General features: G+C 71.6%; 22 protein-coding genes. 12 read left to right on the top strand and 10 right to left on the bottom strand.

The window, feature by feature from the left end; all coding sequences use genetic code 11:
* Position 1: 1 nt before the first annotated feature.
* Complete coding sequence (gene efeO, locus FB157_RS02870; RefSeq protein ID WP_145875546.1) at positions 2 to 1,138, bottom strand: iron uptake system protein EfeO; 1,137 nt, start codon at positions 1,136 to 1,138, stop codon at positions 2 to 4.
* A gap of 204 nt (positions 1,139 to 1,342) precedes the next feature.
* Between efeO and FB157_RS02865 the strand changes: the two genes are divergently transcribed.
* Positions 1,343 to 1,987 (top strand): PhzF family phenazine biosynthesis protein, encoded by a 645-nt coding sequence (locus FB157_RS02865; protein WP_145875544.1) that lies wholly within the window; start codon positions 1,343 to 1,345, stop codon positions 1,985 to 1,987.
* Here the strand turns inward: FB157_RS02865 and FB157_RS02860 are convergent.
* Both FB157_RS02860 and map read right to left on the bottom strand, forming a co-directional pair.
* The gene (locus FB157_RS02860) at positions 1,984 to 2,631 is read right to left on the bottom strand and encodes a heme oxygenase (biliverdin-producing) (RefSeq protein ID WP_145875542.1); all 648 of its coding nucleotides are present in this window, start codon (positions 2,629 to 2,631) and stop codon (positions 1,984 to 1,986) included. The two genes, FB157_RS02865 and FB157_RS02860, sit on opposite strands and share 4 nt — an antisense overlap.
* Before the next feature lie 121 nt (positions 2,632 to 2,752).
* Positions 2,753 to 3,610, bottom strand: a complete 858-nt coding sequence (map, locus tag FB157_RS02855) for a type I methionyl aminopeptidase (protein ID WP_145875540.1) — start codon at positions 3,608 to 3,610, stop codon at positions 2,753 to 2,755.
* A 58-nt stretch (positions 3,611 to 3,668) separates the two neighbouring features.
* On the opposite strand from map, the gene FB157_RS02850 reads away from it, so the two are divergent.
* Positions 3,669 to 3,908, top strand: a complete 240-nt coding sequence (locus tag FB157_RS02850; protein ID WP_145875538.1) for a hypothetical protein — start codon at positions 3,669 to 3,671, stop codon at positions 3,906 to 3,908.
* Here the strand turns inward: FB157_RS02850 and FB157_RS02845 are convergent, their stop codons facing one another.
* Positions 3,909 to 5,186, bottom strand: a complete 1,278-nt coding sequence (locus FB157_RS02845) for an MFS transporter (RefSeq protein WP_145875536.1) — start codon at positions 5,184 to 5,186, stop codon at positions 3,909 to 3,911.
* A 238-nt stretch (positions 5,187 to 5,424) separates the two neighbouring features.
* Positions 5,425 to 6,021, bottom strand: coding sequence for a hypothetical protein (locus tag FB157_RS02840; protein ID WP_145875534.1), 597 nt, complete (start codon positions 6,019 to 6,021; stop codon positions 5,425 to 5,427).
* A 114-nt stretch (positions 6,022 to 6,135) separates the two neighbouring features.
* On the opposite strand from FB157_RS02840, the gene FB157_RS02835 reads away from it, so the two are divergent.
* From FB157_RS02835 to FB157_RS02825, 3 genes are all read left to right on the top strand, one after another.
* Complete coding sequence (locus tag FB157_RS02835; protein ID WP_145875533.1) at positions 6,136 to 7,209, top strand: exo-alpha-sialidase; 1,074 nt, start codon at positions 6,136 to 6,138, stop codon at positions 7,207 to 7,209.
* Positions 7,210 to 7,297: 88 nt separating this feature from the next.
* Positions 7,298 to 8,011 (top strand): NADPH-dependent F420 reductase, encoded by a 714-nt coding sequence (gene npdG, locus FB157_RS02830; RefSeq protein WP_145875531.1) that lies wholly within the window; start codon positions 7,298 to 7,300, stop codon positions 8,009 to 8,011.
* A gap of 4 nt (positions 8,012 to 8,015) precedes the next feature.
* Positions 8,016 to 8,258, top strand: coding sequence for a hypothetical protein (locus FB157_RS02825; RefSeq protein ID WP_186581305.1), 243 nt, complete (start codon positions 8,016 to 8,018; stop codon positions 8,256 to 8,258).
* Here FB157_RS02825 and FB157_RS02820 read toward each other — a convergent pair.
* The gene (locus tag FB157_RS02820) at positions 8,248 to 9,048 is read right to left on the bottom strand and encodes a site-2 protease family protein (protein WP_145875528.1); all 801 of its coding nucleotides are present in this window, start codon (positions 9,046 to 9,048) and stop codon (positions 8,248 to 8,250) included. The genes FB157_RS02825 and FB157_RS02820 overlap by 11 nt on opposite strands.
* Before the next feature lie 105 nt (positions 9,049 to 9,153).
* Here FB157_RS02820 and FB157_RS02815 point away from each other — a divergent pair, with 105 nt between their 5' ends.
* Both FB157_RS02815 and FB157_RS02810 read left to right on the top strand, forming a co-directional pair.
* Positions 9,154 to 9,657, top strand: a complete 504-nt coding sequence (locus FB157_RS02815) for a DUF6578 domain-containing protein (RefSeq protein ID WP_261386129.1) — start codon at positions 9,154 to 9,156, stop codon at positions 9,655 to 9,657.
* 33 nt (positions 9,658 to 9,690) lie between these two features.
* Entirely contained in the window at positions 9,691 to 12,951 is a 3,261-nt protein-coding gene (locus FB157_RS02810; protein ID WP_145875526.1) for a BTAD domain-containing putative transcriptional regulator, read from the top strand.
* A gap of 56 nt (positions 12,952 to 13,007) precedes the next feature.
* Here the strand turns inward: FB157_RS02810 and FB157_RS02805 are convergent, their stop codons facing one another.
* The 3 genes from FB157_RS02805 to panB all read right to left on the bottom strand — a co-directional run bounded on the left by FB157_RS02805 (position 13,008) and on the right by panB (position 15,930).
* Positions 13,008 to 13,832 (bottom strand): ABC transporter permease, encoded by an 825-nt coding sequence (locus FB157_RS02805; protein ID WP_145875525.1) that lies wholly within the window; start codon positions 13,830 to 13,832, stop codon positions 13,008 to 13,010.
* Entirely contained in the window at positions 13,829 to 14,854 is a 1,026-nt protein-coding gene (locus FB157_RS02800) for an ATP-binding cassette domain-containing protein (protein ID WP_186581304.1), read from the bottom strand. The genes FB157_RS02805 and FB157_RS02800 overlap by 4 nt, the downstream gene beginning before the upstream one ends.
* Before the next feature lie 209 nt (positions 14,855 to 15,063).
* On the bottom strand, positions 15,064 to 15,930 hold the full coding sequence (gene panB, locus FB157_RS02795; protein ID WP_145875521.1) for a 3-methyl-2-oxobutanoate hydroxymethyltransferase: 867 nt from the start codon (positions 15,928 to 15,930) through the stop codon (positions 15,064 to 15,066).
* A 203-nt stretch (positions 15,931 to 16,133) separates the two neighbouring features.
* On the opposite strand from panB, the gene FB157_RS02790 reads away from it, so the two are divergent.
* The 4 genes from FB157_RS02790 (at position 16,134) to FB157_RS02775 (ending at position 20,974) form a co-directional block, all read left to right on the top strand.
* Positions 16,134 to 17,720 (top strand): MFS transporter, encoded by a 1,587-nt coding sequence (locus tag FB157_RS02790; protein WP_145875520.1) that lies wholly within the window; start codon positions 16,134 to 16,136, stop codon positions 17,718 to 17,720.
* A 74-nt stretch (positions 17,721 to 17,794) separates the two neighbouring features.
* Positions 17,795 to 18,424 (top strand): TetR/AcrR family transcriptional regulator, encoded by a 630-nt coding sequence (locus FB157_RS02785; RefSeq protein WP_186581303.1) that lies wholly within the window; start codon positions 17,795 to 17,797, stop codon positions 18,422 to 18,424.
* 269 nt (positions 18,425 to 18,693) lie between these two features.
* Entirely contained in the window at positions 18,694 to 19,662 is a 969-nt protein-coding gene (locus tag FB157_RS02780) for an endonuclease/exonuclease/phosphatase family protein (protein ID WP_391336351.1), read from the top strand.
* A 97-nt stretch (positions 19,663 to 19,759) separates the two neighbouring features.
* Complete coding sequence (locus FB157_RS02775) at positions 19,760 to 20,974, top strand: MFS transporter (RefSeq protein WP_145875515.1); 1,215 nt, start codon at positions 19,760 to 19,762, stop codon at positions 20,972 to 20,974.
* Between the two features lies 1 nt (position 20,975).
* Here the strand turns inward: FB157_RS02775 and FB157_RS02770 are convergent, their stop codons facing one another.
* The gene (locus FB157_RS02770) at positions 20,976 to 21,836 is read right to left on the bottom strand and encodes an alpha/beta fold hydrolase (RefSeq protein WP_398946042.1); all 861 of its coding nucleotides are present in this window, start codon (positions 21,834 to 21,836) and stop codon (positions 20,976 to 20,978) included.
* A 92-nt stretch (positions 21,837 to 21,928) separates the two neighbouring features.
* On the opposite strand from FB157_RS02770, the gene FB157_RS02765 reads away from it, so the two are divergent.
* Positions 21,929 to 22,891 (top strand): DUF5937 family protein, encoded by a 963-nt coding sequence (locus FB157_RS02765; protein WP_145875513.1) that lies wholly within the window; start codon positions 21,929 to 21,931, stop codon positions 22,889 to 22,891.
* Positions 22,892 to 23,076: the final 185 nt, after the last annotated feature.

Here is a 23,076-nt window from a genome sequence, read left to right as displayed (position 1 = left end):
CTTACTTCACAACCGCGGCGGCGAGCTTGGACAGCGGCTCCGCGAGGGCGTTGACCGCGTCCGAGAGCTGCTTCTGCTCGCCCTTGCCGACCTTGTCGTACGAGGTGAAGTCGTACGAGTTCTTGTCCGAGCGGTACTTGTCGAGCAGCGTGTTCAGCGCCGCGAACTGCTTGTCCAGCTCGGTGGCCAGCGCGGCGTCGTTCTTCTGCGCGACCGGCTTCAGCAGCTCGTACGACTTCTGCGCGCCCTCGACGTTGCCCTTGAAGTCGACCAGGTCGGTGTGCGAGTAGCGCTCCTCCTCGCCGGTGACCTTGCCGGTGGCGACCTCGTCGAGCAGCTCCTTGGCGCCGTTGGCCATGGAGGTCGGGGTGATCTCGGCCTTGCCGACCCGGCCCTGCCAGTCCTTCAGGTCGGTCACCAGCTGGTCGGCCAGGGTCTTCTCCTCGGCACCGATCTTCTTGTCCGCCCAGAGGGCCTTCTCCAGACGGTGCCAGCCGGTCCACTTCTGACCGTCCTCCAGGCCGTCCTCGCGGACGTCGACCTTCGGGTCGATGTCACCGAAGGACTCGGCGACCGGCTCGGTGCGCTCCCAGCCGAGGCGCGAGGGGGCGTACGCCTTCTTGGCGGCCTCGATGTCGCCGTCCTTGACCGCCTTCACGAAGGTCTCGACGAGCGGCAGCGTGTCGTCGGCCTGCTGCTGGGCGTAGGCGCGGTAGTCGGCGACCGCCTTGTCCAGCTGCGGGTCGCGCTGGGCCGCCTTGCCGGAGCCGGTGACCGTGAGCTTCTGCCGGACGCCCTTGCCCTTCATGCCCGGCACGCAGGCGATCTCGTACGAGCCGGCCTTCACCTCGGCCGTCAGCGTGTACTTCGTACCCGGCCCGATGTTCTCCTTCTCGGAGACGATCCGGTCGTCCGGGAACAGGATCTCGACCTCGGTGGCCTTCGAGCCCTTGTTCTCGATCTTCAGCGTGACCTGCCCGGCCGGGACCGACTTGGCGGAGGTCTCGCACTTCGAGTCGGCGGCGGTCACCTGGATCGCGTCACCGTCCTTGGCGTCGCTCTTCGCCGTGCACGCCGAGAGGGCGGTCAGAGCGGCCACGGTGGCGGCGGCGGTGACGGTGAGTCGGACGGCTCGCATGCAGGCTCCAAGCGGGAACGGTGTGGTGAGGCTGCCCTAACTTACATGAGGCTTACCTCACCACTACCCGCCCGGGTCGTGATTCAGCTCTGGTGAAAATCTCACAGGCACGGCTTGATCTCGACGTCTCAAAAGAGATACCAAGGGGAGGTAAAGGGATGGTCAAGGGTGAGTTCGCTCGTGTCGCGATGTTTCAATTCCGGAGTGACTGATTACGACGTGCTCCGTGTGTTCTGTGCGCCGAACGGCGGCTACGGCAACGAGCTCGGTGTCGTCCGGGACGGGTCGGTGCTGTCCGAGCGGAGTGAGCGGCAGGAGCTGGCCGCGAAACTCGGCTTCAGCGAGACCGTGTTCGTGGACGACCCCGAGCGCGGGGTGATCGACATCTACACCCCCACCCTGCGTCTGCCCTTCGCGGGGCACCCGTGTGTAGGCACGGCCTGGCTGCTGGACGTGCCCGAACTGGTCACGCCCGCCGGGGTGGTGGGGGCCCGGCTGGACGGCGAGTTCAGCTGGATCGAGGCCCGGGCGGAGTGGGCGCCGCCGCGCACCCTGCGTCAGTACTCCACCGCCGCCGAGGTCGACGCCCTCGACGTGCCGCCGCCCGGTGAGTGGGTCTATGCCTGGGCGTGGGAGGACGAGGCGGCCGGCCGGATTCGCGCCCGCGGCTTCCCCGGGCGTGGTGACGGGATCGAGGAGGACGAGGCGACCGGTGCGGCGGCGCTGCTGCTCACCGACCGGCTCGGCCGGGCGCTGAACATCACGCAGGGCAAGGGGTCCCAGATCCTCGCGGCGCCTCAGCCGCACGGGTGGGTGGAGATCGGCGGGCGGGTCTTTCTGGAGCGTTAGGCGCTCAGCGGGAACTCCTCGCCCAGGGCCCGGAAGACGGCGGTGTTCAGCGCGAACGCCTGCCTGCACTCCGCCACGATGCGCTGCTTCTCCAGGTCGTCCGCCGTGACGCCGTCCAGCAGGCCCCGGTAGTCACGCTTGAAGGCCGCCGGGTTGGCGATCCCCTCGAACACGTAGAAGCGGACCCCGTCGCCCTTCCGGGCGAAGCCCCACGCCTTCTCCGCCCGGTCGCGGATGATCTGCCCGCCGGAGAGGTCGCCGAGGTAGCGGGTGTAGTGGTGGGCGACGTACCCGCCCGGCCAGCGCTCGGCGCACTCCCGCACCCGGTCCGCGTACGCCCGCGTCGCCGGGAGCGGGCTCAGTCCCGCTCGCCACCCGGACCCCCGCAGATGCGCCAGGTCCCGCTCCAGCGCGGCCAGCCGGAACAACTCGGGGCGTACGAACGGCCCCGCCACCGGATCCGCCGCCAGTCGCTCGGCCGTGCTCTCCAACGCCTCGTACACGAACCACAGTTGCTCGGTGTAGCGGGCGTACGCGGTCACGCCCAGCCGGCCGCCGAGCAGGTCGCTCATGAACGTCGACGTCTCCGCCTCCACGTGCTGCTCGTGGGACGCGGTGCGGATGAGGGACGAGAACGGCTCCATGGGCTCTCCTCGGTTTGCCGACCTGCTGTCGATAAGTTTACCGACAGGCTGTCGGTAAAACATCCGGGCAGAGAAAAGCCCGCCCCGGGGGCCGGGGCGGGCTGCGGGAGGGCGGCGGCGGTTACGGCAGGGTGAGGATCTCCGCACCCGTGTCCGTCACGACCAGCGTGTGCTCGAACTGGGCCGTCCGCTTGCGGTCCTTGGTCACGACCGTCCAGCCGTCGTCCCACATGTCGTACTCGTGCGTGCCCAGCGTCAGCATCGGCTCGATGGTGAAGGTCATGCCGGGCTGCATGACGGTCGTCGCGTGCGGGCTGTCGTAGTGCGGGATGATCAGGCCCGAGTGGAACGACGAGCTGATGCCGTGCCCGGTGAAGTCCCGTACCACCCCGTAGCCGAAGCGCTTGGCGTACGACTCGATGACCCGGCCGATGACGTTGATCTGCCGGCCCGGCCGGACCGCCTTGATCGCCCGGTTGAGTGACTCCCGGGTCCGCTCCACCAGCAGCCGCGACTCCTCGTCCACGTCACCCACGAGGTACGTGGCGTTGTTGTCGCCGTGCACCCCGCCGATGTACGCCGTCACGTCCAGGTTGACGATGTCGCCGTCGTTGAGGACCGTCGAGTCCGGGATGCCGTGGCAGATGACCTCGTTGACCGAGGTGCACAGCGACTTCGGGAAGCCGCGGTAACCGAGCGTGGACGGGTAGGCCCCGTGGTCGCACATGTACTCGTGGGCCACCTTGTCCAGCTGGTCGGTGGTGACACCCGGCGCGATGATCTTCGCGGCCTCCGCCATCGCCTGCGCGGCGACACGGCCGGCGACGCGCATCGCCTCCACGGTCTCGGGGGTCTGCACCTCCGGTCCGGTGTACGGCGTCGGCGCGGGCTTGCCGACATACTCGGGGCGGCGGATGTTTCCGGGTACCGAACGGGTGGGAGACAGCTCCCCTGGTACGAGCAGCGACTGGCCAGACATGCCAGCGAGTCTAACCAGCGGGCATGGGGGAACATGTCCGTGGCGAGAGGAGCTGTTCATGCCCCTGTTCAAGAAGCGCACCGTCGGCAAGCCGGGCGAGTGGTACTACTGCCTGGAGCACAAGAAGGTCGAAGAGGGCCCGGAGTGCCCGGGCAAGGACCGCTTCGGGCCGTACGCCTCCCGGGAGGAGGCCCAGCACGCGATGGACACGGCGGCCGAGCGCAACCTGCAGTGGGACACCGACCCCCGCTGGCACGACGCCTCGGCACGCGGTGACCAGGACGCCGGCCAGGACTGATCACACCTGCGTGGGTGCGGCGGCGGTGCGCTGCTCGCGCAGCCGCACCGCGTGCTCGTTGGTCCGGACGTCGTAGGTCATCAGCCCCGGCAGACACAGGGCCAGCAGCCCCATCGCGCCCACGCACAGCAGTCCGCCCGACCACACGGACGTGCGTACGCCCGCCCACGCGGCGACCCCGCCCGAGCGGACCTGGCCCAGCGTCGGGCCCACCGAGTACGACAGCAGTTCGATGCCGGCGAGGCGGCCGCGCAGCTCGTCGGGGATCGTCTGGTTCCACATCGCGGCCCGGAAGACCCCGCTGACCATGTCGCAGCCGCCGGCGACGGTCAGGAGCAGCAGCACCAGCCACACGTTGCCGACGACCCCCGCGGCCGCCACCGCCACACCCCACAGCGCGGCCGCCAGCACCACCATGCGTCCGTGCGCGTGCACCCGGGAGGTCCAGCCGCTGGTCAGGCCCACCACCATCGCGCCCAGCGGGACGCTCGCGTACATCAGGCCGAGCGCCCACTCGGCGTGCAGCTCGTCGGCGAGGAACGGCAGGACGGCGAGGGGCATGGCCAGGAACATCGCGGCGAGGTCGACGACGTAGGTGCCGAGGAGTTCCTTGCGGCTCCAGGCGTAGCGGGCACCCTCGGCGATGGCCCGCAGATCCGGCTTCGCGGCTTCGTAGGAGGCGGGGGAGGGGGCGATGCGGACGATGAAGAGCAGGGACACGGCGAACGTCAGCAGGTCGGCCGCGTAGGCCCAGCCGAGGCCCGCGTAGGCGACGACCACGCCCGCGATCGCCGGGCCGGCCACTCCGCCGACCGTCCAGCGCAGGGAGTTCAGGGAGGACGCCGCGGGCAGGTCGTCGTGGGCGACGATCCGGGGGAGCAGGGAGTCCAGGGCGGGGCGCTGCACCGAGACCAGGGCGGAGGAGAGGGCGGCCACCAGGTAGAGCGGCCAGACCGCGGGGCCGGGCAGCAGGGCGTTGACCAGCAGGGCGGCGCTGAGGAGGCCCTGGCCGGCCTCCGACCACACGATCAGCTGCCGCTTGTCGAGCGCGTCCGCGAGGGCGCCGCCGTAGAGGCCGAAGACGATGAGGGGGATCAGCTCCACTGCTCCGATCGCGCCCACGGCCGCTGCCGAGCCGGTGAGGTCCTTCAGCTGGACCGGCAGGGCGACGAAGGTCAGGAAGCTGCCGAAGTTGCTGATCAGACCGGATGCCCAGAGTCTGCGGAAGTCGGCGGAGGCCTTCCAGGGGGCGAGGTCGGGGAGGAGAGCTTGGGGCACGGGGGCATGCTCTGCTCCGCGGGGGTGCGGGGCAACTGCTTTTCGCAGGCACCGCCCGGGGCTCCGCCCCGGACCCCGTTTCCCGCCCACCCACCCACCCGCCCGACTCGGTTGGCTGAGAAGGTGCCCCATCGGGTTTCCCGCCCGCCCCACTCTCTCCGCCCGGCCACTCGTCTCCGTCGGCTGAAAGTCGTTCTGCCGAAGGCAGGTAGCCGACCGGGACGGGCGGGTGGGAAAGTCACCAAGGTGCAGCAGGCGGTGCCGTCAAAATCTCCGCCAGCCGTGACAGACGGTCCCGGAACCCCCGCCGAACCCTCGGAGAGCCCCCGTTCTCGCCGGCCGCAGCGCTCACCAGGTGCTGCACGCTGTCCAGGTCCAGCTCCGCCCCCTCCGGCACGGCCAGCGTGTCGTGGGCCATCGCGGACAGCTCGGGCCCGCCCGCGCCGAGCGCCAGCACCGTGACCCCGGCCCGCCGGGCCGCGTGCACCCGCTCCAGCAGCTCCGCCGGCTCCTCGGGGGCGACCACGAGCAGGGTCTCGCCGCGCCGCGCCTCCTCGATCCGGCCGGGTCCGACAGCGAGGTGCGCGGGATCGGAGGGGCGCGCGTGGTGTCGTACGAGGGTCGGAGCCAGCTCGGGAGTGCCGGACCAGGCCGCCTCGTCCACCAGATGCGCGGCCAGATGCCAGGGCTCGTACTCGGGCGTCCCCACCAGCAGCAGCCCGCCCCCGTGCGCCACCACGGAGCCGCGCAGCATGCCCGCGAACCGCCGGGTGGCCCCCAACCACTCGGTCCCGGCGAGTACTTCACGCAGCAGCGCGACCCGTACGGCGTCCATGCGACCGCATCCTGCCCCAACCGGTCACTCGTGACGCGGTGTTCACCCCGAATTCGCCCAACCTGGGGATGTTGACGGCCCGTCACCGCCCGTTTCCGTGTGAGGAGCCGCCCCATGACCGACGTGTCCGTCCCCTTCCGCGCCGGCCAGGAGGGCTACGCCGGCTTCCGCATCCCGGCCGTCGTGGCCACCAACAAGGGCACGCTGCTCGCCTTCTGTGAGGGGCGGGTCGACTCCGCCGCCGACCACGGGCACATCGACATCGTGCTGAAGCGGTCCACGGACGGCGGCCGTACCTGGGGCCCGCTGCGGATCGCCGCGAGCAACGGGAAGAACCTCGCCGGAAATCCCGCCCCGGTCGTCCTCGACACCGGACGCATCCTGCTGGCGCACGTACGCGCCGCGGCCGGTGCCACCGAGGCCGACATCCTGCGCGGCCGGATCAGCGACGCCGACGGCCGCCGGGTGTGGGTGCAGCACAGCGACGACGACGGCGTGACCTGGTCCAGGCCGAAGGAGATCACCGCGCAGGTGAAGAAGCCCGGCTGGCGCTGGTACGCCACCACCCCCGGCCACGCCATCCAGCTCCGCTCCGGCCGAGTGCTCGTCCCCGGCAACCACACCCTGCCGCCGACCGGCACCGACACCGGCGCCGAGGCCAGGTACAACAGCGGCCACTGCCTGCTCAGCGATGACCGCGGCGAGACATGGCACCTCGGCTACCTGGACGAGAACACCGACGGCTACATCAACGTGAACGAGACCACCGCCGCCGAACTCCCCGACGGCCGCGTCTACTTCAACACCCGCAACGACTCGCCCTCGCCCGGCAACCGGGCCGACGCCCACTCCGGGGACGGTGGCAGGACGCTGGTGAAGCCCTTCCGCCCGCAGGCCGGGCTCACCACCCCGGTCTGCGAGGCCTCCGTCCTGCAGCTCCGCGACCCCGACCTGCTGCTCTTCTCCGCCCCGGCCGACCCCGCCGCCCGCGCCCTGATGACCATTCGCGCCTCCGGCGACGGCGGCACGACCTGGCGCAAGGCCCTCTCCGTGGACGGCCTGCCCGCCGCCTACTCCGACCTGGTCCGCGTCGACCACGGCACGGTCGGACTCCTCTACGAGACAGGGGACTTCAGCGCCTACGAGACCATCACCTTCCGCCGGGTACCCGTGACGCGGCTCACCTGACCCGGTGCCGTCCGCCGCACCGAGAGCACGCACCGGACGCCGCCCCTTGACGGGCAGACGTTGCCTGCCGGGGCACTAGAGTCGGCCCATGACCTCTACCGACAGCGCACAGACTCCCGCGAAGGCCCCCGCCAAGGACCCCTGGGACCTGCCCGACGTCTCCGGGCTGGTCGTCGGCGTGCTCGGCGGCACCGGCCCGCAGGGCAAGGGCCTCGCCTACCGGCTCGCCCGGGCCGGCCAGAAGGTGATCATCGGCTCGCGCGCCACCGAGCGCGCCCAGGCCGCCGCCGAGGAGCTGGGGTACGGCGTCGAGGGCGCCGACAACGCCGAGACCGCGCGCCGCAGTGACATCGTGATCGTCGCCGTACCGTGGGACGGCCACGGCAAGACGCTGGAGTCCCTGCGCGAGGAGCTGGCCGGCAAGCTCGTCGTCGACTGCGTGAACCCGCTGGGCTTCGACAAGCAGGGCGCCTACGCGCTGAAGCCGGAGGAGGGCAGCGCGGCGCAGCAGGCCGCCGCCCTGCTGCCGGACTCCCGGGTCGCCGCCGCCTTCCACCACCTGTCGGCCGTGCTGCTCCAGGACCCGGACATCGAGGAGATCGACACCGACGTGATGGTGCTCGGCGAGGCGCGCGCCGACGTGGAGATCGTCCAGGCGCTGGCCGGACGCATCCCCGGCATGCGCGGCATCTTCGCCGGCCGGCTGCGGGGCGCGCACCAGGTCGAGTCGCTGGTCGCGAACCTGATCTCCGTCAACCGCCGGTACAAGGCACACGCCGGGCTCCGCGTCACGGACGTCTGAGGGCATGGGGGACACTGTTCGTCGTAGCAGTGTCCCCCGCAAGGAGCCGACCCCCATGCCCCGCATCGCTCTCTACACCCTCGCCGTGTGCCTCCTGGCCGTCGCCGCGGCGGTCGTCTCGTTCGTCCAGGGCAGCTGGCTGGGGATCGTCTGGGTGCTGCTGGCGGGTCTGTCGTCCAACATGACCTGGTACTACGTCAAGCGCGGCCGGGCCGCCGCGGCGCAGCAGAAGTCGGTCACGGGCTGATCGTGCAGATCTCCGGGGCGCCGCGCCAGAAGCGGTAGAGCTCATAGCCGCAGGCGCGGGAGAAGCCGTCGATGCCCAGCCCGCGCAGGATCGCGTCGATCGCGTCGAAGAACACGCTGTTGATCGACGGCACCCACAGTAGTGCGAACACGAACAGCAGCCCGAACGGCGCGAACGGCTCCACCTGCCGCTTCACCTGGTACGACAGCCACGGCTCGATCACCCCGTACCCGTCCAGGCCCGGCACCGGCAGGAAGTTCAGGATCGCCGCCGTCACCTGGAGCAGGGCGAGGAACGCCAGCGCGTACCGGAAGTCGCGGGGCACCCCGTCCAGCGTGTGCAGCCAGAAGGGCGCCGTGCACACCGCAGCGAACAGCACGTTGGTCAGTGGGCCCGCCGCCGAGATGAGGCTGTGCCGCCAGCGGCCCCGGATGCGGCTTCGTTCGATGAAGACCGCACCGCCCGGCAGGCCGATCCCGCCCATGATCACGAACAGCACCGGGAGCACGATGCTCAGCAGCGCGTGCGTGTACTTCAGCGGGTTCAGCGTCAGGTAGCCCTTCGCGCCGACCGTGATGTCCCCGCTGTGCAGGGCGGTGCGCGCGTGCGCGTACTCGTGCAGGCACAGGGAGACGATCCAGGCCGCCGTCACGAACAGGAACACCGCGATACCCGGCTGCTCGGCGAACCCGGTCCAGGTGGCCCAGCCGGTCACCGCCGTGACGGCCGCGATCCCGACGAACACGGGGCTGATCCGGCGCTCGCCGCGGCGGGTGGTGGCGGTCGTCATGAGCGGCTCCTGTGGGCAGGTACGGTCGGGAGGCCGACCGTACCGGCCGGGGACTCACCAGGAAAACGTCTCGCGGTGGCCGTCCGGTTCCTGGAGGGTGGGGGAATGGCAGTGATGAAGGTGTTCTACGAGGACTGGCAGATGGAGTGCTGCGGAAAGCCCTTCAGCGTGGGCCAGGAAGTCGGCTGGCGGCTGGTCGCCGTCGACGAGGCCGAGGACGAGGCCGGGAACGGCCACTGGCAGGGCGCCGAGGCATGGGTGGAGAACCACGGGGGTCCGGACCACGAGACCGTCGGCCGCGTGCGCGCCATCGACCTGGTCCACCAGTACTACGCCGCCCACCACGACCCGCGCGCCACCGAACCCGTCGCCCTGGCCGACGTGGAGCCCGGCACGGTGGTCTTCCGGTCGACCGGGCGCAGTCTGGAGCCGGTGCCCGGCGCACGGACCCTGGAGCCCGTCGACAGCTGCCCGAGGTGGTTCGGCGGCTTCGAGGAGGAGGAACAGCCTCCGCGCCGGGTTCCCTACCGCGTGCGCCGCGCCGTCGGCGTCCTCGTCACCCTGGAGATCCCGGACGACCCCGGAGGTCCCGGGCGGCACGCCGCCTGAACCCGGTGACCCGTACCGACCGTTCCGGAGACAATGAACCCCGTGCGCTACCGCCTCCTCGGCCCCACCCAGGCACTCCGCCCCGACGGCACGCCCGTCCCGGTCGGCGGGGCGCGCCTGCGTGCCCTGCTGAGCGTGCTCGCGCTGCGGGCCGGCCGGACCGTCCCGACCGACCTGCTGGTGGACGAGGTGTGGGGGGCCGAGCCGCCCGCCGACGCCACGGGCGCGCTGCAGGCGCTGGTCGGCCGGCTGCGCAGGGCCCTCGGCGCCGACGCGGTCGCCTCCGCCGAGGGCGGCTACCGGCTCTCCGCCGCCCCCGACGACATCGACCTGGGCCGGTTCGACCGGCTGACCGGCGAGGGCCTGGGCGCCCTGGCCGACGGTGACCCCGCCAAGGCCGCCGCCGTCCTGGACGACGCGCTCGCCCTGTGGCACGGCCCCGCCCTCGCCGACCTGCCCGGCCACACCGCCGACGCGGCCCGCTGGGAGACCCGCCGCCTGGACGCCCTGCGCGCCCGGCACACCGCCGCCCTCGCCCTCGGCCGGGCCGAGCAGTCCCTGCCCGAACTGGCCGCGCTGTGCGACAGCCATCCCCTGGACGAGCCGCTCCAGGCGCTGCGGCTGCGCGCCCTGCGCGACGCGGGCCGCCCGGCCCAGGCGCTGGCCGCCTACGAGGACGTACGACAGCTCCTCGTGGACCGGCTCGGCTCCGACCCCGGCCCGGAACTGCGCGCCCTGTACACCGAACTGCTCACCGAGACCGAGCCGGAACCGCAGCCCGCGCCGCCCGTCGCCCTCGGCAACCTGCCCGCCCGGCTCACCTCCTTCGTCGGCCGGGAGAACGACATCGCGGCCATCGGCGCCGACCTCGCGGCCGCCCGGCTGGTCACCCTGCTCGGGCCCGGCGGAGCGGGCAAGACCCGGCTGTCCCAGGAGGCCGCCGAGGCCGTACGGCACACCGCCCGGGACGGGGTGTGGCTGGCCGAGCTGGCACCCGTCGACGACCCGGACGCCGTACCGCAGGCCGTGCTGACCGCGATCGGCGCCCGCGAGACCGTGCTGCACGGCGCCGGCGTCGAGGCCATGCGCGCGATCACCGACGTGGACGACCCGGTCGACCGGCTCGTGGAGTACTGCGCCCGCCGCCGGATGGTGCTGATCCTCGACAACTGCGAGCACGTCGTCGAGGCGGCCGCCCGGCTGGCCGAGCGGCTGCTGGCCCGTTGCCCGCAGCTGACCGTGCTCGCCACCAGCCGCGAACCGCTCGGCGTGCCCGGGGAGTTGGTGCGGCCCGTGGAGCCGCTGCCCGAACCGGTCGCGCTGCGGCTGTTCGCCGAGCGAGGTGCGGCGGCCCGGTCCGGCTTCCGCCTGGAGGAGGACCCCGAGGCCTGCGCCGAGATCTGCCGGCGGCTCGACGGTCTGCCCCTCGCCATCGAGCTGGCGGCCGCCCGCCTGCGTATGCTGACCCCGCGCCAGATAGCCGGCCGGCTGGACGACCGCTTCCGGCTGCTCACCGGCGGCAGCCGCACCGTGCTGCCCCGCCAGCAGACCCTGCGCGCCGTCGTGGACTGGTCCTGGGACCTGCTCGACGCGGACGAGCGGGACGTCCTGTGCCGGCTGTCGCTCTTCGCGGGCGGCTGCGACCTCGCCGCCGCCGAGGGCGTGTGCGGCCCGGCCGCCCTGGACGCACTCGGCTCCCTGGTCGACAAGTCCCTGGTCGTGGCCTCCCCGTCGACGGACGGCGGGATGCGGTACCGGCTGCTGGAGACGGTCGCCGAGTACGCGTCCGAACGGCTGGACGAGACCGGCCGCCGGACCGAGGCCGAGCGCGCCCATCTGACGTACTACCGCGAACTCGCCCGCACCACCGACCCGTTGCTGCGCGGCCGCGAACAGCGCGCCGCCATCGCCAGGTTCCAGCTGGAGTACGAGAACCTGCGCACCGCCCTGCGGCACGCCGTCGCCCTCGGCGACGAGCAGGAGGCGCTCAGCCTGGTGCTGTCGCTGGTCTGGTACTGGCAGATGCGCGACCTGCGCATCGAGTGCCGCACCTGGTGCGAGGAGGCCATGGCCCTCGGCCCCGACCCGTTCGCCGAGCCGGTCCGCCCCGCCCTCCCGGTCTGGGAGCGCTGCACCGACACCCCGCCCCCGTTCACCGGCGAGCTCCTCGCCGAGGCCCGGCGCGGCGTCCACCTCGCCCATCTGGCCTGCATGGACACCGAGATCAACAGCTGGCAGACCCCCGAGGCCCAGGCCAAGCTGCGGGTCATGGCCCAGGTGTACGAGCCCGGCCTGCCGCAGACCTGCCGCGCCCCGGGCGCCATATGGTTCTACGCCGTCATCCTCACCGACGGCGCGGACCGGATGCGCACGATCTCCGACGCCACCATTCAGACCTGCCGGGACACCCCCGGCTTCGAGTGGGAGCTGGCCGGCGCCCTGCAACTGCGCGCCAACCTGCTGGCCAACCGCACCGCCTGGGCGGGCGACGCGACCCGCGACGCCGACGAGGCCCTGGAGATCTACGGCCGTCTCGGCGACCAGTGGGGCATCGCCGAGGCGCTGTCCGCGCGCGGCGAGGCCAACGAACGCAAGGGCGCCTACCGCGCGGCCGCCGCCGACTACGAGGCGGCCATCGTCCACGCCGAACGCCTCGGTGCCCGCGCCCAGATGGCCGTGCTCAGCGCCCGGCTCGGCAGCGTGCTCCTGGAGGGGGGCGACGCCGAACGCGGCGAGCGCATGCTGCGGGACGTCATCGCCAACCAGGAGGGCGCCGTCAACGAGGCGATGCCGGCCGCCCGCCTCTTCCTCGCCGCCTGGCTCGGCCTGACCGGGCGCACCGAGGAGGCGCGCGAGCAACTCCGGCTGCTGCGCGAGGAGTTCACGATCGCGCACTTCGTCGTCTTCGACGTCATGATCCTCAGCCAGGAGGCCTGGCTGGAGGCCCTCGACCGCCGCTCCGAGGAGTCACTGGACCGGGTCCGCACGGCACTGCGGCGCGCCGACGACCCGCTGTCCCGGGTGGTCACCCCGCATCTGGGCTCCATCTGCCTCACCATCGGGGCGATGGCCCTGGCGGGCCTGGACGGCGGCACCCGCGCCGCGGACGCCGCCCGCTGCCTGGCCGCCGCGGACGCCCTGCTGCCGGCCGAGCACGTCCTCTCCGGTCTGGAGCGCCGGACGTACGAGCTGACCGAGTCCCGGATCCGCGAGACGCTGGAGGGCCCCGCGTACGCGGCCGCGTACGCCGAGGGCGGTGGCCTCTCCCTCGCGGAGGCCACCGCCCTGCTGTGAGCCGCTGAGCGTCGGCTCTTCGTACGTCTGTTCCTGGTACGGCGGTTCTTCGTGCGTCAGCTCTTCGTGCGGAACTTGTGGATCGCGACCGGGGCCATCACCGCGGTGAGGCCGGCCGACCAGGCCAGGGTCACCCACAGACCGTGGGCGACCGGGCCGCCGACCATCAGGCCGCGCGCGGCGTCCGCCAGGGCGGACAGCGGGTTGTAGTCCGTGAAGTTCTGCAGCCAGCCCGGCATCGAGCGGGTCGGCGCGAAGATCGACGAGCCGAACTGCAGCGGCATCAGCACCAGGAAGCCCATGGCCTGCACGGACTGCGCGCTCTTCATCACCACGCCGAGGGTCAGGAACACCCACATCAGGGCCGAGCCGAACAGCGCGGACAGGCCCACCGAGGCGAGCAGGCCCGGCCAGTTGGTGATGTGGAAGCCCACCAGCACGCCGACGATCATCAGCACGACGGTGGCGAAGAGCATCCGCATCAGCTCCACCGCGATCTTGGCGAACAGCACGGAGCCGCGCCCGATCGGCAGCGACCGGAAGCGGTCCATGACACCCGAGTTGAAGTCCTGGTTGAAGCCGGTGCCCACGCCCTGGGCCATGTTCATGCCCATCATGGCCATCAGGCCGGGCACGACGTACTGCACGTACCGCTCCTGACCGCCGCCCAGGGACTGCCCGATGGAGCCGCCGAAGACGTACACGAACAGCAGGGTGAAGATGACCGGGAACAGGATGGCGTCGAACATCGACTCCGGGTCCTGCCGGATCCACAGCAGGTTGCGGCGGATGAGCGCGCCGGTGTGGCGCAGGTGGGCACGCAGCGGGATGGGCGTGTCGCCCTTCGCGGCGGCGGTCGGGGTCAGAGTGGCGGCGGTCATACGGCGACCTCCTCGCGGGTCTTGGTGGGCGCGGCGTCCTGCGGGGCACCGGCACGGTGGCCGGTGAGGGAGAGGAACACCTCGTCCAGGCTGGGCAGTTCGGTGGTGATGGAGGAGATCGTGATGCCGCGCGCGGTGACCGCGCCGACCACGGCGGTCAGCTGCTCGTCGCTGAGGATCGGCACCAGCAGCGTCCCGGACTCGGGGTCCACGGTGGTGGCCGCGAGCCCGGTGATGCCCAGCTCGTCCAGCATGGCGGCGAGGGGCCGCAGCTGCAGCGGGTCCAACGGCCGCACGCGCAGCGTGCGTCCGCCGACCCTGGCCTTCAGTTCCTCGATGCCGCCGTTCGCGATGACCTTCCCGCGGTCCACGACGGTCAGCTCGGAGGCGAGCTGCTCGGCCTCCTCCATGTACTGGGTGGTGAGCAGCACGGTGACGCCCTCACCGACCATCGCCTTGACCTCGTCCCACACCTCGTTGCGGGTGCGCGGGTCGAGCCCGGTGGTCGGTTCGTCGAGGTACAGGACGGCCGGCCGGCCGATCATGGAGGCGGCCAGGTCCAGCCGCCGCCGCATACCGCCGGAGTACGTGCTCACCGGGCGCCGGGCGGCCTCCGTCAGCGAGAACCGCTCCAGCAGTTCGTCGGCGCGGGCGCGGGCGTCCTTGCGGGAGAGGTCGAGCAGCCGCCCGATCATGTAGAGGTTCTCCCAGCCGGGCAGCTTCTCGTCGACCGAGGCGTACTGCCCGGTCAGGCCGATCACCCGGCGCAGCTGCCGGGGCTGCCGTACGACGTCGTAGCCGGCCACGGTGGCCTGCCCGGCGTCCGGCGTGATCAGGGTGGAGAGGATGCGTACGAGGGTGGTCTTCCCGGCGCCGTTCGGCCCGAGCACCCCCATCACGGTGCCCTCCCGCACATCCAGGTCGACCCCGTCCAGCGCCTTGGTCTCGCCATAGTGCTTGACCAGTCCCCGTACCGTCACGGCGTGGCTTGCGCCGACGGGGTTGTGTTCGATTCGCGTCATGCCCATGAAGGTGCCAGGCCCCACCGACAAACCACCGACAGGGCACCTACAGCCACCGACAACCTGCCGTCGACCACCGCAACCATCAATTGAGCAACCACGACGGCGAGCAACCACCTACGCGAGAGCGGCGCCGGCTTAGGCGCAAAAAAGGGACGGCCCGCCGACGGGGGAAGATCGGCGGGCCGTCCGGGGTGTTGCCGCAGTGGCTAGTGGACGGAGTGCTCCTCCAGCGGGAACGTTCCGCCGACGACGTCCTCGGCGAACGCCTTCGCCGCGTCGCCCATGACCTCACGCAGGTTCGCGTACTTCTTCACGAACTTCGGGACGCGGCCGGACGTCAGCCCGAGCATGTCGGTCCACACCAGTACCTGCGCGTCCGTCTCCGGTCCGGCGCCGATGCCCACGGTCGGGATGTGCAGCACCCGCGTCACCTCGGCCGCCAGCTCCGCCGGAACCAGCTCCAGCACCACCGCGAACGCGCCCGCGTCCTGCACGGCCTTCGCGTCGCGCAGCAGCTGCGCAGCCGCCTCCTCGCCCCGGCCCTGTACGCGGTAGCCCATCGCGTTGACGGACTGCGGGGTCAGCCCGATGTGCGCCATCACCGGGATTCCGGACTCGACGAGGAGCCGGATCTGCTCGTGCGAGCGCTCGCCGCCCTCCAGCTTGACCGCTCCGACGCCCGCCTCCTTCACCAGCCGGGTCGCCGAGCGCAGCGCCTGCACCGGGCCCTCCTGGTACGAGCCGAAGGGCAGGTCGCCCACGATCAGGGAGCGCTGGGTGCCGCGTACGACGGCCGCCGACAGCATGGTCATCTCGTCGAGGGTGACGGGCACGGTGGTCTCGTACCCGAGGTGACAGTTGCCCGCCGAGTCGCCGACCAGCATCACCGGGATCCCGGCCTCGTCGAAGACCGACGCGGTCATCGCGTCGTAGGCGGTGAGCATGGGCCACTTCTCGCCGCGTTCCTTGGCGAGGGCGATGTCGCGGACGGTGATGCGGCGGGTGCCCTTCCCCCCGTACAGCGTCTTGCTGCCGTCGGAAGGCTTGTTCTGGGCAGCCGAAAGCTGCGTCATGGCAACGGCTCCTTCAGTCATCTCGAGGCGCCCTGACGGCGTCCCCGGATCGTTTCCATGGTGGCACCTCGTGCCAGCGAGGGCCAGAGGAGCCCCCTGTGATCCCTTCGGCGGGTCACGGCCCCGACACCGCTGCGTAAGGCCTCGGTAAAGAAATAAGATACGAGACGGTTCCGTATCGGAATGATCGTAGGCTCGGAGACATGACAAGTTCCGTCCCTGCCCCCCGGATACCGGAAGCGGTACACCGGCGCCGATGGGCGATCCTCGGCGTGCTGATGCTGAGCCTGCTCATCGTGGTGCTCGACAATTCGATCCTGAACGTCGCGATCAAGACCATCTCCACTCCGGCGCCCACCGGCATCGGCGCCACCCAGAGCGAGATCGAGTGGGCGATCAACGCCTACACCCTGGTCTTCGCCGGCCTGCTGTTCACCGCCGGCCTCATCGGCGACCGCCTCGGCCGCAAGAAGGTCCTGCTCGGCGGCCTCGTCGTGTTCGGCGTCGGCTCGGCCCTGGCCGCCGAGTCGGGCTCCCCGAACCAGCTGATCGCCTACCGTGCCCTGATGGCCCTCGGTGCCGCCTTCGTGATGCCCGCCACCCTCGCCGTGCTCATGAACGTCTTCGAGCGCGAGGAGCAGCCCAAGGCGATCGGCATCTGGGCCGGCGGCGTCGGCCTCGCCATCGCCATCGGCCCGATCACCGGCGGCGCTCTCCTCGACCACTTCTGGTGGGGCTCGGTCTTCCTGATCAACGTGCCGATCGTGATCATCGCGCTCACCCTGATGGTGTGGCTCGTGCCCGACTCGCGCGATCCCCGGCCCGGCCGGCTCGACCCCGTCGGCGTGGTCCTGTCCGTCGTCGGCCTGGTCCTGCTGGTCTACGGCATCATCAAGGGCGGCGAGCTCGCCGACTTCACCGACGCCAAGGTACTGGCGACCATCATCGCCGGTCTCGCCGTCCTCACCGGCTTCGTGATCTTCGAGAAGCGCAGCGACCACCCGTCGCTGGACGTCACCTACTTCAAGAACAAGGTGTTCTCGTCCGCCATGGCCGCCATCGCGCTCGTCTTCTTCGCGCTGATGGGCGTGACGTTCTTCTCGGTCTTCTACATGCAGAGCGTCCGCGGCTACTCGCCGTTCCAGTCCGGTCTGATGATGCTGCCGCTGGCCGCCGCCCAGATGATCTTCGCGCCGCGGGCCCGGCTGCTGGTCGACCGGTTCGGCAACAAGGCCACGACCACCGCGGGCCTGGTGCTGATCGCGGCGACGCTGGCCGCGTTCTCCTCCTTCGAGGCCGACACGCCGATCTGGGTGCTGGAGGTCGTCTTCTTCCTCATGGGCACCGGCATGGCGCACATCATGACGCCGACCTCCGTCGTCATCATGCAGGCCCTGCCCCGCGAGAAGGCCGGCTCCGCCTCCGCGCTCAGCAACACCTTCCGCCAGGTCGGCGGCGCCCTCGGTATCGCCGTCCTCGGCTCGGTGCTCTCCACCTCGTACCGCAACGGCATCGAGGGCAAGCTCGGCCTGCTGCCGCCCGGCCTCCGGGACACGGCCGGCGAGTCCATCGAGGCCACGCTCGGCGTCGCCGAGAAGCTCGGCGCGCCGGGCAAGGCCCTCGTCACCCCCGCCAACGACGCCTTCCTGCACGCCATGCACATCACCGCCCTGTGCGGTACGGGCGTGGCGCTCATCGGCGCCCTGGTGACGGCCCTCTTCCTGCCCGGCAAGCCGTCGGCCGGTCAGGAGGACGAGAAGGAGCAGGAGTTGGTCGTAGCCGCTGACTGACCGAAACCGACGGGTCCACGGGGGAAGGAGGGTGTTGCGGGAGAATTCCCGCAGCACAGTGAAAGGACGGACGAGTGAGCCTTGCCGACAGCCGGCCGCGACCGGACGGGCCCGTGCGGGGCCGGCCGCGCAGTGAGGCCGTGGAACGCGCCATCCTGGAGGGCGTCGTGAAGCTCCTGGAGGACGGCGTGCCCCTTGCCGAGCTCTCCATCGAGCGCGTCGCGCGCACGGCCGGGGTCGGCAAGGCCACCATCTACCGCCGCTGGAGCGGAAAGGAAGAGCTGTTCGTCGACGTCGTGCGCGCCGCCGAACCCCCCGACCCCGTACTCCCCGGCACCTGTCTGCGCGACGACCTGATCGTGCTGCTGGAGTCCCTGCGCCAACGCGGCCTGGCCAGCCGCTCGTCGGCGATCCTGCACAACGTGTACGCCCAGATGAAGAGCAGCCCCAAGATCTGGGCGGCCTACCACGCCGGCGTCATAGCGCCCCGGCGCGCGCTCTCCCTGGAAGTGCTGCGCCGCGCGCGGCAGAGCGGCGAACTCCGGGCGGACGTCGACCTGGAGCTGGCCAACGACATGTTCATGGGCCCCATGCTCGTGCGCTCCGTCATGCGCCCGGACGACGACCTGCCGGAGGGGCTCGCGGAACAGATCGTCGACACGGTCCTGGAAGGCCTACGACCCGTCAGCTCGACAGGCTCGTAGCACGTATGTGCACGTTTCGTCACAGACCACGCCGGTCCCGGGGGTAACCGGAACCCCGGGCACCGACTCGTTCGTCCTCGTCTTCCGTACGGCCGCCATGGGACGGCGGGAACGGGGTCGATCATCCCCTAGGGTCGGATGAACACAGGGGAACGACGGTGTGCACGGCAGGCAGTGAGGCAGACGGTATGGCGCAGCAGGCGTACATGACGGAGACGGACAACGGCGGCTCGGGGCCCGAGCGACCGGGATCCCGGCTTCGGCGCCTGATGCACCGCCTCTTCGGCGGCTGGCGCGGCGATCCACGCATCTGGCGCCGGGGCATCGTCCTCGCCGTCCTCGCGCTGCTGCTCGCGCTGGTGATGCTGCTGCACTCGCACATCCCGAACCGGGTGGGCAACCTGGGCAGCCTCACGGAGACCTTCCTGCCCTGGCTGGGGCTGGCCATCCCGGTCCTGCTGGTCCTCGGTGTGCTCCGGAAGTCGGCGACCGCCCTGCTCGCGATCCTGCTCCCGGCGATCGTGTGGCTGAACCTCTTCGGCGGGCTGCTCGCCGACAGGACGGGCACCGGCGGCGATCTCATGGTGGCCACCCACAACGTGAACGCCGACAACCCCGACCCGGCCGCGACGGCCCAGGACGTCGCGGCCTCCGGGGCCGACCTGCTGGCGCTGGAGGAGCTGCCCGCGTCCGCCGTCCCGGTGTACGAGAAGGCGCTGGCGTCGACGTACAAGTACCACTCGGTCGTCGGCACGGTCGGCCTGTGGAGCAAGTACCCGATGACCGACGTCCGGGACGTGGACATCAAGCTCGGCTGGAAGCGCGCGATGCGCGCGACCGTCGCGACCCCCGAGGGTCCGCTCGCCGTCTACGTGGCGCATCTCCCCTCGGTGCGGGTGAAGGTCGAGGCCGGTTTCACCGCCCGGCAGCGGGACAAGAGCGCCGACGCGCTCGGCGAGGCCATCGCCCACGAGAGCCTGCAGCGGGTCGTGCTGCTCGGCGACCTGAACGGCACGATGAACGACCGCTCGCTCAACGCCGTCACCTCCCAGCTGCGCTCCACCCAGGGCGCGGCGGGCAGCGGCTTCGGGTTCAGCTGGCCGGCCTCGTTCCCGATGGCGCGCATCGACCAGATCATGGTCAGGGGCATCGAGCCGGAGAGCTCCTGGACGCTGCCGCGCACGAACAGTGACCACCTCCCGGTGGCTGCTCGTGTGAAGGTGGACACGTCCTCGTAACCGGCCGGAATACTGGGCCCGGGAGACTTTGTTCCGCAGTTGAACATAAACTGGTGACGGAACCCCGCTCTCCTACCTCGAAAGGCACAGGCCCTCAATGCCTCTGGCCCTGCTCGCTCTGGCCGTCGGCGCCTTCGGTATCGGTACCACCGAGTTCGTGATGATGGGCCTGCTGCCCGATGTCGCGGACGACCTGCACATCTCGATCCCCGCCGCCGGGCACCTGGTCTCGGCGTACGCGCTGGGCGTCGTCATCGGCGCCCCGCTGCTGGCCGCGCTCACCGCCCGGACGGCCCGCCGCACGGTGCTCATCGGCCTGATGGCCCTGTTCGTCGTGGGCAACGCGCTCTCGGCGTTCGCGCCCGGCTACGACTCCCTGCTCGCCGCCCGTTTCCTCAGCGGCCTGCCGCACGGCGCCTTCTTCGGGGTGGGCGCGGTCGTCGCCACGAACATGGTCGCGCCGGAGCGCAAGGCCCGCTCCGTGTCCCTGATGTTCCTCGGCCTGACCGTCGCCAACATCGCGGGCGTCCCCGTCGCCACGCTGATGGGGCAGCACCTGGGATGGCGGGCGACCTTCCTCGGCGTGAGCGCGATCGGCCTCGCGGCGATAGCTTCGCTGGCCCTCCTGATCCCGCGCGACCGCGTCGCCGCCCCCGCCACCGGCCTGCGCGGCGAACTGGCCGCCCTGCGGTCCCTGCCGGTCTGGCTGGCCCTCGGTACGACGGTGGCGGGCTTCGGCGCGCTCTTCTCGGCGTACAGCTACGTCACCCCGATGCTGACGGACTCCGCCGGGTTCGCCGAGAGCAGCGTGACGGTGCTGCTCGCCCTGTTCGGTGTGGGTGCGACGGCGGGCAACCTGCTGGGCGGACGCCTGGCCGACCAGTCGATGCGAGGCACGCTGTTCGGCGGGCTCGCCTCGATGGTGGCCGTACTGCTGCTCTTCCCTGTGCTGATGCGGGCGGAGTGGAGCGCCGCCCTCGCCGTGGCGCTGCTCGGCATGGCGGCGTTCGTCACCGGATCCCCGCTCCAGCTGATGGTCATGGAGAAGGCCGCCGCGGCTCCCTCCCTCGCCTCCTCCGCCAACCAGGCGGCGTTCAACCTGGCGAATGCCGGCGGCGCCTGGATCGGGGGGCTGGCGCTGGCGGCGGGGTTCGGGGTCACGTCGCCTGCGGTTGCCGGGGCGGCGCTGGCCGTGCTGGGGCTGGGTGTGGCGAGTGCGGCTCACCTGGTGGACCGGCGGCGGGAGGCTGCCTCGGGGGGCCGGGTCGTCGCGGCTCACGTGCCCGAGCAGTCGGGGGCGCTGCAGCACTGACTCATGGGGTCTCGGTCTCGTTCAGGAAGTTCGTGACCGTTGCCACGAAACGGGGCCCGTCGTCCAGCCACGGGAAATGGGCGGTCCCGGGCTGGATCACCAGCCGGCCGTGGGGAAAGAGCCCGGCCACCTCGGCCATCGCGCGGGGCGGGCCCGCCACGTCGGCCTCCCCGGCGAGCACCAGCACCGGCGACCGGAAGCGCGCCAGGGCCGCACGCGTGATGTCCGGGGTGAAGGCACCGGGTGCCGCGTAGGCGGCCGCAGCCTCGGCGTTGCGCTGCGCGTCCTGCGCGGCCTGGTGGGCGCGGGCGGCGTCGTCCCAGCGGCCGTACCAGAAGGGTGCGACGGCCCGCCAGGAGGCAGCCGTACCCTGCCCGGCGACGACCGCCTCCAGGGCCGCGGACGCCGCCGGGAACCACGGCTCGCCCCGGCGCAGCCGCGCGGCCCGCAGCCGGTCCCCTCCGTCGATCGTGACACCGACGGCCAGCACGCTCGGCGTGATCAGCGCGAGCCTGCCGACCCGTTCCGGGTGGCGGGTCGCGTACGACACGGCCAGATTCGCGCCGGCACAGTGCGCGAGCAGATCGATCCGGTCGAGGCCCAGGTGCCGGCGAAGGGCCTCCACGTCGTCGACGAGACGGTCGCAGCGGTAGCCGGCGGAGTCCTCCGGCCGTGCGGACCGCCCGGTGCCGCGCAGATCGAGCCGGATCAGCCGACGGCGGGCGGCGAGGCCGCCGAGGTCGCCGAGATAGGCGGAGTCCTGCATCGGCCCGCCGGGCAGGCAGATGAGGGCGGGGCCGTCGCCGGCCGCGTGGTGGGCGAGCTTCGTGCCGTCGTACGAGGTGAAGAAGTCCAAGTCCATGCCGGGCAGCCTGGGGGTGACGGCGGGCGCCCGACTATCGTTTAGCTCCAGCTACATGATGGGGATGACGGGGCGGCGGCACGGATGGCGGTATGGCGGTAGAGATCCGGTTCACCGCAGCCTCGGTGGCGAGGGTGAGGTTCGCTCTCTCGCCGCTGGGTGAGACGGTGCTGGCGCTGCGGATCCTGCTCGGTACGGGCGGCCACGCGGTGCACGAGCCGTGGGCGCGCGGGGCACGGCCGGTGCTGGCGGACGAGCGTGAACTGCCGCTGCTGCGGGCGCTGATCGCCGGGCCGCTGCCGTCGTTCCTGTTCCCGGTACCGCAGGAGCGGCTGCCGTCGATGGCGGCGGAGCTGGAGGTGCTGCGGGCCACGGAGGACGCCTTCTTCCGGCAGGAGTACGCGGCGGTCCTGGGCGTCCCGCAGGAGGAGGCTCCCGAGCCGGAGGCGGTACTGCCGCGGCTCGCCGCAGCGCTGCACCGCTGCCACGAACTGGTCGTTGCACCTCACTGGGGCCGGATGCGGGCCGTTCTGGAGGCGGACATCGGCAGGCGTGCGCTCACCCTGGTGGACGGCGGGATCCAGGCGCTCTTCACCGAGCTGCACCGGGACATCGCGTGGGACGGCGGCCAGTTGGTGGTGCACGGCCGGCGCACCCCGCACTCGGTCTGGACGGTGGACACGGGTGGGCACGGCCTGGTCCTGCTGCCCAGTGTCTTCAACTGGCCGCACGTGGGCGTCGACAAGTCACCGCTCACCGCCGCATCGATCCGCTACCCGGCCGTGGGCGTCGGCCTGCTCTGGGAACCACCCCCGCCGGCCCTGGCAGGACTGGTCCCGGTCCTCGGCCGCACCAGGACGGCCCTGCTCACGGCCCTGGCCGAACCCCTGACGACAGCGACCCTGGCCGACCGCCTGGGCGTCACCCCGAGCGCGGTGTCACAGCACCTGGGCGCACTGCGCGGGGCGGGGCTGGTGACGACGCAGCGCCGGGGGCGCACGGCGCTGCATCTGCGCACGGAACGGGCGACGCGCTTGCTGACGCCGCACGACTAGCCGACGGGTTTGTATCGCCAAGTTCGCGAGCGTTGGTCTTTGCTGTGGAGTTGACGGAGTGCGAACGGGGTGGTGGATGCGGTGCGTCACGTCTGCCTCGGCCGCCCGGCGGTCAGCCGCGCCGCACCAGCTGTCCCAGTCCCTCGGTGACGTGATGCTCGCCGTAGCCGAATCCCTGCCGAGTG

The sequence above is a fragment of the Streptomyces sp. BK340 genome, from assembly GCF_007827595.1.
Classification (GTDB): domain Bacteria; phylum Actinomycetota; class Actinomycetes; order Streptomycetales; family Streptomycetaceae; genus Streptomyces.
This window is presented reverse-complemented; position numbering and strand designations above follow the sequence as displayed.

Bases quoted from the DNA above. Each gene is read 5' to 3' on its own strand.
- FB157_RS02820 (WP_145875528.1), bottom strand. From the start codon at position 9,048: ATGACGACCGCCACCACCCGCCGCGGCGAGCGCCGGATCAGCCCCGTG.
- FB157_RS02805 (WP_145875525.1), bottom strand. From the start codon at position 13,832: ATGACCGCCGCCACTCTGACCCCGACCGCCGCCGCGAAGGGCGACACG.
- FB157_RS02815 (WP_261386129.1), top strand. From the start codon at position 9,154: ATGGCAGTGATGAAGGTGTTCTACGAGGACTGGCAGATGGAGTGCTGC.
- map (WP_145875540.1), bottom strand. From the start codon at position 3,610: ATGTCTGGCCAGTCGCTGCTCGTACCAGGGGAGCTGTCTCCCACCCGT.
- FB157_RS02860 (WP_145875542.1), bottom strand. From the start codon at position 2,631: ATGGAGCCGTTCTCGTCCCTCATCCGCACCGCGTCCCACGAGCAGCAC.
- FB157_RS02810 (WP_145875526.1), top strand. From the start codon at position 9,691: ATGAACCCCGTGCGCTACCGCCTCCTCGGCCCCACCCAGGCACTCCGC.
- FB157_RS02835 (WP_145875533.1), top strand. From the start codon at position 6,136: ATGACCGACGTGTCCGTCCCCTTCCGCGCCGGCCAGGAGGGCTACGCC.
- FB157_RS02840 (WP_145875534.1), bottom strand. From the start codon at position 6,021: ATGGACGCCGTACGGGTCGCGCTGCTGCGTGAAGTACTCGCCGGGACC.
- panB (WP_145875521.1), bottom strand. From the start codon at position 15,930: ATGACGCAGCTTTCGGCTGCCCAGAACAAGCCTTCCGACGGCAGCAAG.
- FB157_RS02770 (WP_398946042.1), bottom strand. From the start codon at position 21,836: ATGGACTTGGACTTCTTCACCTCGTACGACGGCACGAAGCTCGCCCAC.
- FB157_RS02790 (WP_145875520.1), top strand. From the start codon at position 16,134: ATGACAAGTTCCGTCCCTGCCCCCCGGATACCGGAAGCGGTACACCGG.
- FB157_RS02780 (WP_391336351.1), top strand. From the start codon at position 18,694: ATGCACCGCCTCTTCGGCGGCTGGCGCGGCGATCCACGCATCTGGCGC.
- FB157_RS02765 (WP_145875513.1), top strand. From the start codon at position 21,929: ATGGCGGTAGAGATCCGGTTCACCGCAGCCTCGGTGGCGAGGGTGAGG.
- FB157_RS02825 (WP_186581305.1), top strand. From the start codon at position 8,016: ATGGGGGACACTGTTCGTCGTAGCAGTGTCCCCCGCAAGGAGCCGACC.
- npdG (WP_145875531.1), top strand. From the start codon at position 7,298: ATGACCTCTACCGACAGCGCACAGACTCCCGCGAAGGCCCCCGCCAAG.
- FB157_RS02850 (WP_145875538.1), top strand. From the start codon at position 3,669: ATGCCCCTGTTCAAGAAGCGCACCGTCGGCAAGCCGGGCGAGTGGTAC.
- FB157_RS02800 (WP_186581304.1), bottom strand. From the start codon at position 14,854: ATGACGCGAATCGAACACAACCCCGTCGGCGCAAGCCACGCCGTGACG.
- FB157_RS02775 (WP_145875515.1), top strand. From the start codon at position 19,760: ATGCCTCTGGCCCTGCTCGCTCTGGCCGTCGGCGCCTTCGGTATCGGT.
- efeO (WP_145875546.1), bottom strand. From the start codon at position 1,138: ATGCGAGCCGTCCGACTCACCGTCACCGCCGCCGCCACCGTGGCCGCT.